The organism is Lysinibacillus sp. NPDC097195 (genome assembly GCF_044762075.1).
Lineage (GTDB): Bacteria > Bacillota > Bacilli > Bacillales_A > Planococcaceae > Lysinibacillus.
The window spans coordinates 680,593-697,502 of record NZ_JBIWDP010000001.1 but is presented as its reverse complement, the minus strand read 5'-3'; the positions used below and the strand labels follow the sequence as shown (position 1 = coordinate 697,502).

Here is a 16,910-nt window from a genome sequence, read left to right as displayed (position 1 = left end):
TCCACACTACTGTGGGCGCTTTCCTTTTACCTTTATACCTTTAAATGATTGTTTAATCTCCAAATAGCGATCCATTTCTTCGATGAATTGATAGAGAGCTGCTTGAGCAATAAACTCTTGATGATTGGTCGGTAAGGGTAAAGCGGCAAATTCCCGCTTTACAAGCTCTAATTTTTCCCGATAGCGACCTGCCGTATTGCCTGAATGAACATGCTCTCCTAGATCTTCTAGAAAGTCTGCGACGACTTCTGCCTCTTGTACTATAACAGGAAGCGTCGTTATTTTCGGTAATACGCGTTCAATAATTTCAAGCTGCTGTTCACGCATATCAAAATAAACATAGTAGTCATTTTGTCTTCTTGTAAAATGATTTTGTACATCTTTAAATGCTAACGATTTTGCATCATTCAGCATTTTGACAGCTTGAATAATTTCCTGCCCATCCCATAATGTATCGCCCTGTCTCAAATAGCTAGCAATTTCTAAAAAAATCTTACTGTATAGTTCCTCTATTTTAACTCTATAGTAATTTAATTCCTTTTGAATGTCTGGCATGTACATATTAATGGCAATCCCCGTACCATAGCCAATAGCCATCAATGCAAACTCATTTGAAACAAGCGCCCACGAAAAGCCCTTCGCAGCGTATATATGCATAATAATGACCGCACTCGATACAAAGCCATCTGCCACCTTTAACGACACAATCGTCGGTATAAACAATATAAGCATCCCTGCTAATGTTAGCGGATGATAAGAAAATAGCTCAAAGCTCAAAAATGCATACAGCATACCGACAATGCTTGCGACAAAGCGTGTATAAGCAGCGTGGAGAGATTTTTTCTTCGTGGGCTGCACACATAGGATCGTTAGAATACCAGCTGAAGCATAAGAAGCCAATTCAAAATACTGCGCAATCGCAATTGCAATTGCTGCTCCGATTGCTGTTTTTAATGTACGATAGCCGATTGAAAATTTCTTCAGTTCGACTGCCTCCCATCCTGCAGCATTCATAACGAATAGTTATTCATTAGAAGCTTATCTTCACTATAAAAACATTTATTTAGCCAATATTACAAAAATTTTAAAAAGAGCTGGCTAAAGTGTACAAGTCACTTTAGCCAATTTGTATGTCACCATGCATAGCTATGGTAGCTTAACAATGAACAATATTATAGTTCTTCACAATATTCTTCAAAATTTGCTTGTAAGTTTGTTACGACTGACATTGGATCATGGCCTTCGATTTCATAACGGCCTACCTCTGCCACAACTTGTCCATCTTTTAATAGAACAAATGATGGAGAAGATGGTAAGTGGTCTTCACCGAAGTGATAACGTGCAGCTGCTGTTGCTTCCTTATCTTGGCCAGCAAATACCGTCACTAAATGATCTGGTCGTTTATCGTAATGTACACATTGTGCTGCCGCTGGTCGTGCGATGCCTCCCGCACAGCCACATACTGAATTGACCATAACTAATGTTGTACCTGGACGAGCAAACGCCTCTTCAACAGCTTCTGGTGTGCGTAATTGCTCATAGCCTGCAGCCTCAATTTCTGCACGTGCTGTTTTTAAAATTTCTTGCATAAATAAATCGTAATCCATATTCATAAAGCGATAGCTCCTTTCAATGTCGCGCTTGTCTTTCAACTTTGTGTGCTTTAGATTGATGCGCTCATACATCTCCTATCATAGCAGTTAGTGATACTTTTGTGCACCTACATGCTCAAAGAAAAGCGTATATTCTTTCTAGCATTGTTCATCGCTAAATAAACGATCTACACCTTGTGTTACGGTTAATTGCCCATTCAAAATTTGGCGCTCTAATAACTGTACCTGTTCTTTCCGCTCTGGGTTGCCATAAAACGCATCGATTAAATGATCGGTAATCATGGATTGGAACCAATCCTTCGTTTGATTTTGACGACGTATGGACCAGTACTGATTCGCTTCGACCGTTTTTCTAAAGTCACCAATCGTATCCCACACTTTGTCGAGACCCTTTTTTTCCCACGAACTCACCGGCATGGCTGTAGACATCCATCCAGGTGTTGCAGGTTGAAGGAAATGCAAAATTTGCTTATACTCGGATACTGTTTTTTTCGCCAGGCGCGCATTATCACCATCAGCTTTGTGCACTACAATTGCATCCGCTAATTCCATAATGCCTTTTTTCATGCCCTGTAGCTCATCTCCTGCTCCTGTTAATACGAGCAGTAAAAAGAAATCAACCATACCTCTGACATATGTTTCACTTTGCCCAACGCCAACCGTCTCGATTAAAATGACATCATAACCGGCCGCTTCACAAACAAGCATCGTTTCGCGCGTCTTTTTATGAACACCCCCCAGGGTACCTGCAGACGGCGAGGGACGAACGAAAGCATTCGGCTTTTTCACTAATTCTTCCATGCGTGTCTTATCGCCTAAAATACTTCCTCCTGATAATGAAGAACTCGGGTCAATCGCAAGGACTGCTACCTTTTTACCCATCTCACATAACATTGTTCCGAAAGCTTCAATGAAAGAGCTTTTCCCTGCCCCAGGTACTCCCGTAATGCCAATACGGACACTGTTGCCTGTATGCGGCAAAAGCTCTTGTAATAGCTCTTGTGCCTGTGCTTTATGTGTACTATTTGAGCTTTCTATCAGTGTAATGGCTTTTGACAATTGTACACGTGAGCCTGCACGCACTTGACGTGCAAGCTCCTGTATATCCACCTTGTCTGCTTTTTTCTTTCGGAATTTTTTCGGCACACCATATTGCATACCGTCGTGAGATGCTTCGACGCCACCCATGACAAATAGAGCACTTTCTTGCATCTCTTTGTTTTTGTCCATTATTTAGACACTTCCTCGTAACCTAAACGTTTATAAATTTCCTCAATAATTTTAATAGCGGAAACAGGAATCACTGTACCAGGACCGAAAATAGCAACAGCCCCTGCTTCATAAAGGAATTCATAATCTTGTGCTGGAATTACGCCACCTACAATGATGATAATATCCTCACGGCCTAGTTTTGTTAGCTCAGAAACTAGTGCCGGTACTAATGTTTTATGACCTGCGGCTAAGGACGATACACCAATACAATGAACGTCATTTTCCACAGCCATTTGCGCTGTTTCTTCTGGTGTCATAAAGAGTGGTGAAATATCAACGTCAAAACCTAAGTCAGCGTAGCCTGTTGCAATAACTTTTGCACCGCGATCATGCCCGTCTTGTCCCATTTTGGCAACTAAAATACGTGGACGACGACCTTCATTTTCAAGGAACTCCTCTGTCATATTTTTTACTTCTGTAATTTGCTCTTCATCAGAGAAGTTAGCAGAATATACGCCAGAAATGGAACGAATAATTGCTTTATGGCGACCAGAGACCACTTCGATTGCATCAGAAATTTCACCAAGTGATGCACGAGCACGCGCAGCATCTACCGCTACAGCAAGTAAATTTTCTTCTCCATCTTGTGCAGCTTTCGTTAAGCGCGCAAGATGTTTTTGCACTTCTGCTTCGTCACGGGCTGCCTTCATCGCATCTAAACGCTCAATTTGTTTTTGACGTACTAGTGTATTGTCAATATCAAGAATGTCGATTGGCTCTTCTTTATCCAGACGATATTTATTCACACCTACAATCGTTTCGGATTTCGAGTCGATTTTCGCCTGACGTTTAGCTGCCGCTTCTTCAACCTTCATTTTAGGAAGACCTGTTTCGATCGCTTTTGCCATTCCACCAAGTTCTTCGATTTCTTCGATTAACGCCCAAGCAGATTGGGTAATTTCATCTGTTAATTTCTCAACATAGTAAGAACCGCCCCATGGGTCTATCACCTTTGTCATCGCTGTTTCTTCTTGTAAAAATAACTGCGTATTCCGTGCGATACGTGCTGAGAAGTCTGTTGGTAATGCAATCGCTTCGTCCAATGCGTTTGTATGAAGTGATTGCGTATGCCCCATTGAAGAAGCATTGGCTTCAATTAATGTACGCGTCACGTTATTGAATGGATCTTGCTCTGTTAAAGACCATCCAGAAGTTTGGGAGTGTGTACGTAATGCTAATGTCTTTGGATTTTTTGGATTGAACGTAGACATCATTTGCGCCCAAATACGGCGCGCAGCTCGCATTTTTGCCACTTCCATGTAATAGTTCATTCCAATAGCCCAGAAGAATGATAAACGTGGTGCAAAGGCATCGATATCAATACCTGCTTTTAAACCCGTACGAACATACTCAAGACCGTCAGCTAATGTGTAGGCTAGCTCGATGTCATTCGTAGCGCCCGCTTCTTGAATATGATAGCCAGAAATAGAAATTGAGTTGAATTTCGGCATATACTTTGCTGTAAACTCAAAGATATCTGCAATAATTTTCATCGACATGGCAGGTGGATAAATATAAGTGTTACGTACCATATATTCTTTTAAAATATCATTTTGAATTGTCCCTGCAAGCTGATCTGGTGTGACCCCTTGTTCTTCAGCAGCTACGATATAGAATGCAAGTACCGGTAATACTGCACCATTCATTGTCATCGATACTGACATTTGATCTAATGGAATTTGATCAAATAAAATCTTCATATCTTCGACAGAGTCAATGGCTACCCCTGCTTTCCCGACATCACCTGTTACGCGCGGATGATCTGAGTCATAGCCACGGTGTGTGGCTAGGTCAAAGGCAACAGAAAGTCCCTTTTGACCCATTGCAAGGTTACGTTTGTAAAATGCATTAGATTCTTCGGCGGTAGAGAAACCTGCATACTGACGAACAGTCCAAGGACGAGCAACATACATGGTAGGGTATGGACCACGGGTATTTGGCGCGATTCCAGCAACATCCTGTAAGTGTTTTGCATCCTTAATATCTTCTTTTGTATAAATATCTTTAATTTCAATACCTTCATTGGTCATGAATTTTTCATCTGACGCTGCAGGTGCTTCAGCTGTTAATACTTTTTCGATTTCAATTGCATTAAAATTTGGCTTGCTCATCGTTGGACCTCCTTCATGCTTGCGAACACTGAATTTAATTTTTCAATAATGTTCTGTCCTGCGAAAATAAAGCCGTTTAAGCCGTTTGCTAACCAAGCTTCTTCTTCGTCTTTAAATTTACCGGCAACATCAACAATAACATGGGCAGGTTTACCAGCTAATATCGCAGGTACCATTTCTTTTGTCGTATCGTCATTTCCTGCGATGACAACATATTTCACGTCAGTTGTTTGTAACCATGTGAGCGCTTCCTCAACTGTCGCAACTGGTTCGCTTTTTTCTGGTACAAGACCAACCGTATTCAAGAAACCTGAGACAAAATCAGCACGAGGCTTTGAGCTTTTTAGAGAACCTAATGCTAAAATGCCAGTTTTTACATTGGCAGCTGTCATTTGTAAGCGTAATTCTTCAAACGGTATCGTAATGCGCTTAACATCTGCAAAGAGTGGGTTTGTTTCACTTTCCAGTTCATCTGCGGGATTTGCATAAATGTTCGTACCGATAAGAGATTGTTTGCGCGTTTGTGCAGCTTTAATGCGCGCTTGGTAAGATACTTCTAATGCTTTTGCTAATTGACCAGATGCAGTATAAGCGTCAATACCACCAGCAGCTTCAATTTCTAAAAATAATGCCCATGCTTCTTTAACAAAGTCTGCTGTTAATGATTCGATAAAGTATGAACCACCAGCAGGATCTATAATTTTTAAGACATTCGTTTCTTCTTTTAATACTAAAGATACATTGCGCGCAATACGAACAGATTGTTCTGTAGGCTTCGTTAATGCATCATGTGGGTGAACTGTAAAAACATCCGCACCGCCAATAATTCCAGAAAGCGCTTCATTTGCAGCGCGAAGTAAATTTACGTAAACATCTAATTTCGAAAAGCTGCGAAGCGATGTTTCAGCAAGTGTAGGGATTTTCACATTTGCTGTTACGCCATAAGCGGATGAGAACGCTTTCCAAAGTACTTTAAAAGCACGGAGCTTAGCGATTTCTGTGAAGAATTGCGTATCCATAGCAAATGACACATAAAATTTTTGAGCAAAGGCTTCAAAGTTTTCTTCTTGCTCCGCATACTTTGCTGCAAGCGCAAGTGCATACGCTAATTCTTGGACAGCATTAGCCCCTTCGTTGTGGTAAACCACTGTGTTTGCGCTTAGTGTTCGTACATTTGGCCACTCGGCAAGTTTCACAGGGTTTTGACATAGGATAAAACCATGTACTGCTTCACGTTGTTCGGCAGGGATGTTGTTGAATACTGCTAGTAATGGGTCATTTTCACTTTTTACCGTTATTTTAAACGAATATTCAGTGAAATAAGTAGCTAAACGTGCCAATACTTCTTCAGTCCATACAAAGCTTACACGGCTATCAACAGTAACAATTTCATTACCACGCGCTAAACTATCATCTAGTTGGGCAAAAAAAGCTTCACTTGTTTCTGCATAAACTTGCTGTGCCACACGAAATACTTGATTATTTTGTAGGGAACGAATTGTGGCAACTTGTTTATCAAGCTTATCTCCTAGTTTTGCTACTAAACTTTCTTGTGTGTAAAGAGGTTCTAACGTAATACCTTCAATAGTTTTCGTTAAAAGAGACTCGAATGGTTTCCCTTTTAAAGCTTTGATTGCTGCATCTTGCCATTCTGAATAGGAAGGCTTTTCAAATTCAATATTTTTCATGTTATTTGACATGCGGACGCTTAATCAGCTTCCCCCCTTAGTAGTTTCTATTTGTTATTCTACAGTACATTTTGCGACTCGCAAAGCAAAAAAAATCGGAAACCGTTATATAACAGGTTTCCGACAAATCATCAGTAGACTGACGTCGAAGATTTATTTGTATTTTCGAGTATTTCTTTTACTCTATTTAAGAATTTACCACAAACTAATCCATCTAAAACGCGATGATCTAAAGATAAACATAAATTGACGATATCGCGTGCTGCAAACATTCCACCCGGTAAAACGACCGGTTTTTTTACAATACTTTCCACTTGAAGGATCGCAGCTTGCGGATAATTAATAATGCCCATTGACTGCATAGAGCCGAAAGCTCCCGTATTATTAACTGTAAACGTACCGCCTTGAATATTGTCCATTGTCAGTTTGCCTGCGCGCACCTTTTGAGCAAGCTCATGAATTTCTTTCGCAATGCCTTTAATCGACTTGTCATCTGCGTGTTTTATAACAGGAACAAACAGCGCATCATCTGTTGCGACCGCAATGGAAATATTGATGTCATGTTTTTGGATAATTTTATCATCCGCCCACATAGAATTCATCATTGGGAACTCTTTTAAAGCTTGTGCAACTGCCTTGACAAAGAACGCAAAATACGTAATATTAAAGCCTTCTTTTTGTTTAAACTCTGTTTTAATGCTATCACGATAGGCAACTAAATCTGTTACATCCACTTCCATCATCATCCAAGCATGTGGCACTTCTTGGGCACTGCGCACCATATTATTGGCAATGGCACGGCGCACATTTGTAACAGGTATTTCAACATCACCTGCTTGCGTCTTATGAGAAGATACTGCTGGTTTTGCAGCTTGTTCTGACGTCGTGACTTGTTGGCTACTAGTCGATGCTTCCGGCTGCGAAGATGGTACATCTTTTGCTGTTGGTATAGTACCTGCATCAATTAGTTGCTGAAGGTCTTTTCGTGTAATACGACCACCCTCTCCTGTGCCAACAACTTGCTCCAGTGCAATATCATGCTCTTGGGCCAATCGAAGTACAGCAGGCGAGTAGCGAGCTTTTTGCTGTCTTACTGGTTTTTCAGATGGACTAGCAACAACTGTTTCCTTAGGCGACTCTTGTTTTTTTTGAATACCAGCATTTTTAATTGCTGAACTTACTGTTGTTTTTTTAACAGGAGTTGGTTCTGGCACATCACTATCACCTGCAACTTGAATTGTACAAACATTTGCTCCTACAGCTAGCGTTTGCCCCTCTTCCGCAAGTAACTCTGTAATTACCCCTTCAAAAGAAGATGGGATTTCTGCATTTACTTTATCCGTTACAACTTCTGCTAATGGATCATATTTTTTGACTGTATCACCTGGTTGAACGAGCCATTTTTCGATTGTCCCTTCTGTTACACTTTCACCGAGCTGTGGCATCGTAATATGTTGAATCACCATTATTTATTCCTCCCATCAATTACGCCTCGTGTAACCTTTGCCTGGATTTTACATGCTGTTTCCACAATCCTTGACATCCGCCGGAGGCTTCACGTCTCTTACGCCTGTTCAATTATCGAGGTAGGAGACTTTTTAGAATAAGTTAAAATGCGGCTAAATCCCTAAGTGCACGTTCAACTTTGTCAGGATTAATCATGAAAAACTTCTCCATCGTCGGTGCATAAGGCATCGCAGGAACATCCGGTCCAGCTAAACGTTGGATAGGCGCATCAAGGTCAAATAAGCAATGCTCTGCTATAATGGCTGCAACCTCGCTCATAATGCTACCTTCCTTGTTATCTTCCGTCACAAGTAATACTTTGCCGGTTTTACTTGCCGCTTCAATGATGGCTTCTTTGTCTAACGGATATACTGTCCGTAAATCCAAAATATGCGTAGAAATACCATCTGCCGCTAAACGTTCTGCTGCTTGTAAGGCGAAATGAACAGCTAATCCATAGGTAATGACCGTTACGTCTTCACCTTCACGCTTCACATCCGCCTTGCCAATTGGCAATGTATAATCATCTAAAGGAACTTCCCCTTTAATTAGTCGATATGCTCGTTTATGTTCAAAGAATAGTACCGGATCTTCATCACGAATCGCAGCTTTTAACAAGCCCTTGGCATCGTACGGTGTAGACGGAATGACAATTTTCAATCCTGGTGTTCCAGCAAATAGCGCTTCTACAGATTGCGAATGATAAAGCGCACCGTGAATCCCACCACCGAACGGAGCACGTACGACAATTGGACAAGTCCAGTCATTATTGGAACGATAACGGATTTTCGCCGCCTCTGATACAATTTGGTTAACAGCCGGCATAATAAAGTCTGCAAACTGCATTTCAGCAATTGGACGCATCCCATACATTGCTGCTCCAATGCCGACCCCTGCAATGGCACTTTCAGCAAGTGGCGTATCTAATACACGATACTCACCAAATTGCTCATAAAGACCAGTCGTTGCTTTGAAAACGCCGCCTTTGCGGCCAACGTCCTCTCCTAAAATGAAAACACGTTCGTCTCGTTCCATTTCTTCCTTCATTGCTAATGTAATCGCATCAATATAAGACATTACTGCCATTACACGTCACCTCCGTCCACTGGTGCATACACGTATTTCAAGGCTTCCTCTGGATTGGCATACGGCGCTGCTTCTGCATAATCCGTCGCTTCATTGACCTCAGCCATAACACGCTCTTCAATTTCTGTACGAAGTGCTTCGGTCATGATGCCAGCATCTTGTAAATACTTTTCAAATGATACAATCGGATCCTTTGCTTTACCTTCCGCGATATCTTCAGCTGTTCGATATTGACGATCATCATCATCAGAAGAATGCGCTGTTAAGCGGAATGTGACTGTTTCAATTAAACTTGGGCCTTCACCTCTACGAGCACGTTCAGCCGCCTCTTTGACAACTTTATATACTTGTAACGGACATTTCCCATCTACCGTAACCCCTGGCATACCGTAACCAATTCCACGATCGGATACTTTTGCACAGCCTAACTGGCGTTCTACCGGTACCGAAATGGCATATTGATTGTTTTCTACCATAATGATCACTGGTAACTTATGCACACCTGCAAAATTCGCTCCTTCATGAAAATCACCTTGGTTAGAAGAACCTTCTCCTAATGTGACAAAGGAAATGAAATCCTCTTTTTGTAGACGGCCCGCAAGTGCCACGCCTACCGCATGGGGAACTTGGGTTGTTACTGGCGAAGAACCTGTCAAAATGCGATTTTTCTTTTGACCAAAGTGCCCCGGCATTTGGCGCCCGCCAGAGTTCGGGTCTTCAGCCTTTGCAAAAGCAGACAGCATTAACTCTTTAGGCGTCATACCAAAATGCAATACAACCCCCATATCACGGTAATACGGTGCAATATAGTCTTTATCTTTATCTAGCGCGAAGGCTGCTCCCACTTGAGCTGCCTCCTGCCCTTGACAAGAAATAACAAATGGAATTTTACCTGATCGGTTTAATAACCACATGCGCTCATCTAATCTTCTCGCCATTAACATCGTTTCGAACATAGCAAGGACATCTTCGTTCGATAACCCTAAATCTTCATGTTTAAGTTGAACGTCTTGCATACGAACACCCCTCTCGCATTAGAAAAAGTGCTAAAGTGCCTGCTATAAACAACACAAGCTACTCTAGTATTTACTTTATAATCTGTATTTTACGCCTTAGCGCATTTTCATTTATCAAGGATATAACTTGATTCAGCCTATGATTATACCCTTTATGAATGGTAGTGTATAGTTAACGCCCTTCTCCCACGAAACACGCATTAAAAATGGATAGCTCGTTTATCTACTGCTAGGGCAGATTCAACCAATACTTCATTTAATGATGGATGTGGATGGATAGCCTGACTAATTTCCCATGGCGTGGCATCTAATAATTTCGCTAACGATGCTTCTCCTATTAAATCGGTCACATGCGGTCCTACCATATGAATACCTAAAATGTCATCCGTGTCTTCATCCGCAATAATCTTTACAAAGCCATCAGAATCGCCATTCACAAGTGCCTTACCAATCGCTTTAAATGGAAACTTACCAATCTTTAATGCAAAACCTTGCTCGCGAGCAGCACTTTCCGTTAAACCGATACTTGCTACTTCTGGGAAGGAATAAACACATTTTGGCACCTTTAAAGCATCGAGCGGTGCAACTTTTCCAGTTGCAATATGCTCAATCGCTGATAACCCTTCATGAGACGCGACATGTGCTAATTGCAATCCACCTATTACATCTCCGATAGCATACATATGTGATTCCTTCGTTTGATAAGAATCACCTACTTGGATAAAGCCATTGGCAATTTCAATCTCGGTATTTTCTAAACCAATACCATGTATATTTGCTTCACGTCCTACACAAAGCAATAATTTTTCTGCCTCAAAGTGTTCTTCGTTGTCATTCACCTTCGCAGAAATGTAAACGTTATCATTTTCCGTTTTGTAGCTATTTACGTCTAATCTAGCATTGGTCACAATACGTACGCCACGATTTTCTAGCTGTTTTGTAACCTCTTTTACGACATCTGCATCCTCTGCTGGTAAAATGGATGGACCATATTCAATGACTGTTACAGATACGCCAAAATCGCAAAGCATCGATGCCCATTCTATACCGATAACACCGCCTCCAACGATCAGTAAAGATGTTGGCAATTGTTCCATCTGCAATGCATGGTCTGAATTCATGATATATTGCCCGTCAACCGGTAAACCATCCATGCCTCTTGGCTTCGAACCAGTTGCAATGACAACATTTGTTGGAACAAGCATTTCATTTTCTTCACCATTTAACATCTCAACAGAGATAGTACCTGGCATTGGCGAGAAAATAGAAGGACCTAAAATTCGCCCTGTTCCTTCATAGACATCTATTTTACCTTTTTTCATCAGTGTATTCACACCTTGGCTTAATTGCTCTACAATGGCTTGTTTGCGTGCTTGCACTTTATCGAATTGCAACGTCACCCCTGAAATATCTACACCAAATTCACTCGCGCTTTTATTGGCCATACGATATACTTCTGCACTGCGTAGTAACGCCTTACTAGGAATACAGCCTTTATGTAGACAAGTACCACCAAGTCGTTCACGCTCTACTATAGCTGTTTTTAGGCCTAATTGAGCTGCACGAATGGCTGCTACGTAGCCACCTGTCCCGCCTCCTAATATCACCACATCATAATTTTGAGCCATATGTTATTCCTCCTTATGAGAAAAGCGCGAAAGCCCCTCTTTCCCAACATGTGTGACAGTGCCACCCATCGAGGAAATCGTTATATCGCTACAGGCTTATTATTTCATCTTTTTATGACAATGAAATGAAAGCTACTCCTGCTCACGTTCACTTGAAGTTTTTTGCGCTATATTTTCTTGACTACTGTTTGAGTCTCGATTTTATTATTCTATATGAAAGAGAAGAAGTCGACAATGCGACTTCTCTTGATTGAATAGACCTATTAACGACCGTTCAAAATATTTTTTTCATTTTTTAAAAACTGGCTACGTGATTTAGCTACACGAGCAATACGTTCTTCCGCTAGACGATTTGCCGCCACATAAGTTGGAATGCCATCTCGTTTAGAAATTTCGAAGATTTTTTCGATGCTATCATAAATACCATCGACGCGCTTCATAGCACGCTCACGATTATAGCCGTATAATTCATCCGCTACATTAATAACGCCACCTGAGTTAATCACATAATCAGGAGCATAAACAATGCCAAGTTCATGGATATAGTCACCATGTTTTGAATCTTGTAGTTGGTTATTAGCAGAACCAGCAATAACTTTTGCTTTTAATTGTGGAATTGTTTCATCATTGATAATCGCACCTAAAGCACAAGGTGAGAATATATCAACTTCCTGTGCGTAAATTTCCTCTGGAGCTACTGCTGTAGCACCAAAATCATTGACAACACGATCAATTGCTGCTTGATTAATATCTGTCACTACAAGTTTTGCACCTTCATTATGTAAATACTCGCAAAGTTTGTAAGCAACATTTCCTAATCCTTGCACTGAAATTGTACGACCTTCCAGTGAATCTGTACCGAACGCTTCTTTTGCCGCTGCTTTCATGCCACGGTAAACGCCATAAGCCGTTACCGGTGAAGGATTACCCGATGAGCCAAATGCTGGTGAAATACCTGTAACATAATTTGTTTCCTCATGGATTAAATCCATATCTGTTACCGATGTACCAACATCCTCAGCAGTAATATAGCGACCGTTCAGCCCTTGAATGAAACGCCCTAACGCACGGAACATTTCTTCATTTTTATCTTTAAATGGGTCACCAATAATGACCGTTTTTCCACCGCCAAGGTTTAAACCAGCAGCTGCGTTTTTATATGTCATCCCACGTGCTAGTCTCAATGCATCCTCTATCGCATTTTCTTCTGTCGCGTAGGTCCACATACGAGCGCCACCTAATGCTGGCCCAAGTGTTGTGTCATGGATAGCGATAATCGCTTTTAACCCAGATGCTTCGTCTTGGCAAAATACCAATTGTTCATAATCATACTTTTCCATATACTTGAAGATTTCCATGAAAACTCGCCCCTTTGCTTTGGAAAGTGCAACCCCTAATGCCCATCCCAATTAAAATAAAGTAATGATAAAACTGTTTTACAATGGATAATATCGCTCCATTTAATTTTACAATACTGACAAATTCACAATTTCGCAACTATTATTACACTTTTCCTATTAAGTAAGAATTTTCTAAACATTCAGTTACGCATTTACGTTTTGCATAACTTATTTTTTATTTCTAGATTGCTAACAATTAAGGGCTTTCTTGACATTCCGTTATCCAAAGGTACAATTATAGTTAGGTATGAGGAGGGACATGCATGGCTCGATTTGCTGCGTTTATTGTAATGCTTATTCCAGGTCTTATGGCTGCTGGTGGCATTAAATTTATGCGTGATACACTATTCGGTAAGCTCATCTCACCTTTCCCATTTTTATGGCTACAATTTGTTGTTGGCATCATTTTCTTTGTTGTCGGCTTTGGCTTTTTCGCAGGCTTTTTACTGCACCGCGATCGAAAAAACGGAAAAGTGGCTCCGCGCTTCCAAAAAAAATAAAAATAGCTATCCAATTAAGTCACTGCTCGAGTTGACTTACTGGATAGCTATTTTTCTATAGTTATTGGCGTTGCTGTACAGTGAGGACTTTATCAGGAAAATCTGTAATCCACCCTATTACCGATGGATGTGGGTTTGTCAAAAATTTTTCAGTACCATCTATCGCATAAAAACGACATGTTTTAGCACTAGCTACACAAGCCTCTAAATAACGAGGTTTATAATAGCGTTTATGCATATGAACACTGTCGATTGCCTGATAATCACACAGCAAATCCCATTTTAATTTTTTGGTGGCGATAAATGCTGTCTCATATTGCGGTGCATAACGTTAAACGACCTCTAACAGTTCATAATGAAATGATGAAAAATGGCTACCCTTTGGTAAAATAAGTCCATGAAGCATGTCAATCAACGCATCCTTATTGTCTAGAATCGTTGATTTTAATTCGATATTTAGAGGTAGTTGATGGCGATTTGCCCAGGCTAAAACTGCATCAAATGTTGGTATTCTATAGGATGAAAAAAGTCTTCTCCACGGCTTTCCTAATTTAAAGTTCTGTAGTTCTGCTATCGAACATTCATTTACCAGCTTATTACTGCCTACTAATCTTGATAACTGTGGATCATGATAGACAACTGGAACGCCTTCTTGTGAAAGCTGAATATCTAATTCAATCCCATCCGCTCCTAGTTCTAATGCTTTCTCAAACGCTTTAAAACTATTTTCTAAGGCATAAGCTGACGCCCCTCGATGCGCAAACACAGGGATGAACGATGCATTATACATTTAGCTCACCAAACTCAAGCAAGAATTTACCATTCGTCATATTATTTAATAACGAGGACTTTTTGCCAATTTGAATATACGTTCCTGGATAGGCTTCTTTGGTCACGATAATTTCTTCTTTTCCAGCATGGCGCATATCATCCATCATTATTTTAATCTCACGATCCATAGTGGCCGCTTCTGCTTTTAATTTTGACAACCTTTGTTTCGTTTCCTCAAATGCGGCAATTTGCTGTGTTGACATTTGCTTGATAAGAGGCAATAAACTTGTAATCTTCGTTTCATGTTCTGAAATTTCTGATTGCAATTGTTTCAGCTGTGTTGCTTTATCATGCATTATTGCATTACTCTCCTGCTTGTTGACGCTTTCAATAATTAAATCTGTTCTACGTTCTAGACGGTTGCCAGAGATAGCTGTAACAATTGTATTTTTCGCTACTGCACGCCCACCAATAATTTTCCCTTTGCGCTCATCAACATAAATTGAATGCGCAGTAAGTTGAGAGCCTAGCGAATAGAAGCCGATATGAATACTGTCATCCGCAACTAAATTTGCCTCATTAACATGCTTAACGAAAATATTGCCACCCGCTTCTACTTGTGTTGAACCTAAGCCAAAAATACCGCCTCGAATATAAACATCACCTTCGATTGATTTAATTAGCTTCGCGCCACTAACACCTTCTGCACCTTCAATTGAAATATCGCCGGTCGCAATAACAGTATAGCCTGTTGTAACAGTTCCTTTAATACTTAAAGAACCATTAAACTCTAAATTTCCTGTTTCAACGCCTACATCTCCATGTATAGGTAAATGGCGATTTACACCGATGGCACCTTTAACATCATCTAATACACCAGCGATTTTCGAGCGAATGACAATTCTACCATCCTCTTCTACTTCGTATGCTGACTTTTTGTCGTAACGAATAGGAAAATCTCGTCCTGGCGCTGCCGCAATGATTTCACCGAGTACATTTTGACCAGGCTTGCCCATCGTCGCGGGAATTTTTTCCCCAAGCCAAGAACCTTCAGAAATTTCTGAAATAAAATTCATGTCATAGTAATCTGCTTTCCCATCTTCACGAATGACAGGCTTTCTCTCTGGTTTTGGTAAGTATGTAATTTGAGCGTCTTCCCCTGCTACAGGTGACGTTCCTTGCGCAATTAAAAATGCTTTCCCTGGCTCAATCTGTGTAATATCAAAATCTAAAATGCCATAGATAATGCCTTGGTTTGCAAGTGTTTCTAAAATTTGTTCTGTTAATTTCTCTTTATTTTTTTCAATATAATCAGGCGTTTCATATATAAATATAGAGGCAGACATTTTATCACGTGCAATTTCAGCTTCAACATTTGGAAGCCAGCGTCCAATTTCAACAGGACTTGTGCTTTCTGTCGCGAGTACAGTTTTTAAAATTGAAAAATTAGATAACTTTAGTCTTGGATGACTTCTCAAGACACCATCAAATTCTTTTAAAGGAAAACCTGCACTATATGTAAGCATAAATACCTTTCCGTTTTCTTCCGATATTTCGAAGTTATCATTTCGAACTAGAATCACGCTACCTCCTCCTTCCCTCTATATGTAAGTATATACAATCTATTTACATTTGTTTAGAGACAATGGTCACTACTCCTAAAGAAAATACCCATACTTTATCAGTAACTCCTACATACAACCCAGACAATTTTCTTCTAAAAAATAGACGATATATACTATAAAAAAACAAGTTTTCCTTTGTGCCAACAGTGCAAATGCCTTTTACGATTAAACGAACAGTAAATATTTAGGTACTATGCAATATACCCCTTCTTTATAAAAAAGCCACATTCACTTATCGACCCATCCACCTTAGGTCTTGCTTACTAGAAACGCCTCCTTTGCATTGTAAAGAGACGTTTTACTATTGGTTGGTTTCATGCAATCTTCAGCAATCGACGTTCCACTTGTCGACTCGTAATCAATCACTATCAGGAAAATAGTCGGTCAATAACTGAGCATGAATAGCCTCAATTTGTTGGTCGGCTCCTAGTTGTGCACGCGTCATATAAAAAATAGAAATGCGCCCATTTAGTTCAAGTCGCACCTCAAATAACTGATCATCTACTTGCGTTATTTCTAATGCATTATGATGGTCAAGTTGAAAATTTACACTTTTCATTAAGTATCACCCTGTTAAATTATATACTATCAATCTTGTGACGGCGAAAAGCGACTATTTTATCAATAAATTGAGCCCATCGCCTTACAACCTAAATTGATGTTTGCGCCATATAAAGCGGAACTTGTAAAAAAA

At 40.3% G+C, this 16,910-nt stretch carries 15 protein-coding genes; 1 reads left to right on the top strand and 14 read right to left on the bottom strand.

Annotated features, from left to right (window positions below):
• Positions 1–6: 6 nt before the first annotated feature.
• The 10 genes from ACIQXI_RS03505 to ACIQXI_RS03460 all read right to left on the bottom strand — a co-directional run bounded on the left by ACIQXI_RS03505 (position 7) and on the right by ACIQXI_RS03460 (position 13,278).
• A complete protein-coding gene (locus tag ACIQXI_RS03505) occupies positions 7–1,014 on the bottom strand; it encodes an aromatic acid exporter family protein (protein WP_402921684.1) in 1,008 nt (335 codons plus the stop codon).
• A 158-nt stretch (positions 1,015–1,172) separates the two neighbouring features.
• The gene (locus tag ACIQXI_RS03500) at positions 1,173–1,613 is read right to left on the bottom strand and encodes a BrxA/BrxB family bacilliredoxin (RefSeq protein ID WP_024361151.1); all 441 of its coding nucleotides are present in this window, start codon (positions 1,611–1,613) and stop codon (positions 1,173–1,175) included.
• A 138-nt stretch (positions 1,614–1,751) separates the two neighbouring features.
• Positions 1,752–2,843 (bottom strand): methylmalonyl Co-A mutase-associated GTPase MeaB, encoded by a 1,092-nt coding sequence (gene meaB / locus ACIQXI_RS03495; protein WP_402921682.1) that lies wholly within the window; start codon positions 2,841–2,843, stop codon positions 1,752–1,754.
• The gene (gene scpA, locus ACIQXI_RS03490; protein WP_402921680.1) at positions 2,843–4,996 is read right to left on the bottom strand and encodes a methylmalonyl-CoA mutase; all 2,154 of its coding nucleotides are present in this window, start codon (positions 4,994–4,996) and stop codon (positions 2,843–2,845) included. The genes meaB and scpA overlap by 1 nt, the downstream gene beginning before the upstream one ends.
• Positions 4,993–6,684: a methylmalonyl-CoA mutase family protein gene (locus tag ACIQXI_RS03485; RefSeq protein ID WP_402921678.1), complete on the bottom strand. Its 1,692-nt coding sequence runs from the start codon at positions 6,682–6,684 to the stop codon at positions 4,993–4,995. Before ACIQXI_RS03485 ends, scpA begins: the two co-directional genes overlap by 4 nt.
• 131 nt (positions 6,685–6,815) lie before the next feature.
• Positions 6,816–8,150 carry a dihydrolipoamide acetyltransferase family protein gene (locus ACIQXI_RS03480; RefSeq protein ID WP_402921676.1) on the bottom strand — a complete coding sequence of 445 codons (1,335 nt, stop codon included), beginning with the start codon at positions 8,148–8,150 and terminating at the stop codon, positions 6,816–6,818.
• Between the two features lie 142 nt (positions 8,151–8,292).
• The gene (locus tag ACIQXI_RS03475; protein WP_402921674.1) at positions 8,293–9,276 is read right to left on the bottom strand and encodes an alpha-ketoacid dehydrogenase subunit beta; all 984 of its coding nucleotides are present in this window, start codon (positions 9,274–9,276) and stop codon (positions 8,293–8,295) included.
• A complete protein-coding gene (locus ACIQXI_RS03470; protein WP_402921672.1) occupies positions 9,276–10,292 on the bottom strand; it encodes a thiamine pyrophosphate-dependent dehydrogenase E1 component subunit alpha in 1,017 nt (338 codons plus the stop codon). The genes ACIQXI_RS03475 and ACIQXI_RS03470 overlap by 1 nt, the downstream gene beginning before the upstream one ends.
• A gap of 200 nt (positions 10,293–10,492) precedes the next feature.
• A complete protein-coding gene (gene lpdA, locus ACIQXI_RS03465) occupies positions 10,493–11,920 on the bottom strand; it encodes a dihydrolipoyl dehydrogenase (RefSeq protein ID WP_402921671.1) in 1,428 nt (475 codons plus the stop codon).
• Between the two features lie 263 nt (positions 11,921–12,183).
• Entirely contained in the window at positions 12,184–13,278 is a 1,095-nt protein-coding gene (locus ACIQXI_RS03460) for a Leu/Phe/Val dehydrogenase (RefSeq protein WP_402921669.1), read from the bottom strand.
• Between the two features lie 305 nt (positions 13,279–13,583).
• On the opposite strand from ACIQXI_RS03460, the gene ACIQXI_RS03455 reads away from it, so the two are divergent.
• Positions 13,584–13,820, top strand: a complete 237-nt coding sequence (locus tag ACIQXI_RS03455; RefSeq protein ID WP_340823878.1) for a DUF2627 domain-containing protein — start codon at positions 13,584–13,586, stop codon at positions 13,818–13,820.
• 61 nt (positions 13,821–13,881) lie between these two features.
• On the opposite strand, the gene ACIQXI_RS03450 is transcribed toward ACIQXI_RS03455, so the two are convergent.
• The 4 genes from ACIQXI_RS03450 to ACIQXI_RS03435 form a co-directional block, all read right to left on the bottom strand.
• The gene (locus tag ACIQXI_RS03450; RefSeq protein WP_402921668.1) at positions 13,882–14,094 is read right to left on the bottom strand and encodes a hypothetical protein; all 213 of its coding nucleotides are present in this window, start codon (positions 14,092–14,094) and stop codon (positions 13,882–13,884) included.
• A 57-nt stretch (positions 14,095–14,151) separates the two neighbouring features.
• Positions 14,152–14,610: a glycerophosphodiester phosphodiesterase gene (locus ACIQXI_RS03445; RefSeq protein ID WP_402921666.1), complete on the bottom strand. Its 459-nt coding sequence runs from the start codon at positions 14,608–14,610 to the stop codon at positions 14,152–14,154.
• Complete coding sequence (locus ACIQXI_RS03440) at positions 14,603–16,174, bottom strand: flagellar assembly protein A (RefSeq protein ID WP_402921664.1); 1,572 nt, start codon at positions 16,172–16,174, stop codon at positions 14,603–14,605. The genes ACIQXI_RS03445 and ACIQXI_RS03440 overlap by 8 nt, the downstream gene beginning before the upstream one ends.
• Positions 16,175–16,574: 400 nt before the next feature.
• Positions 16,575–16,775, bottom strand: coding sequence for a hypothetical protein (locus ACIQXI_RS03435; RefSeq protein WP_402921662.1), 201 nt, complete (start codon positions 16,773–16,775; stop codon positions 16,575–16,577).
• Positions 16,776–16,910: the final 135 nt, after the last annotated feature.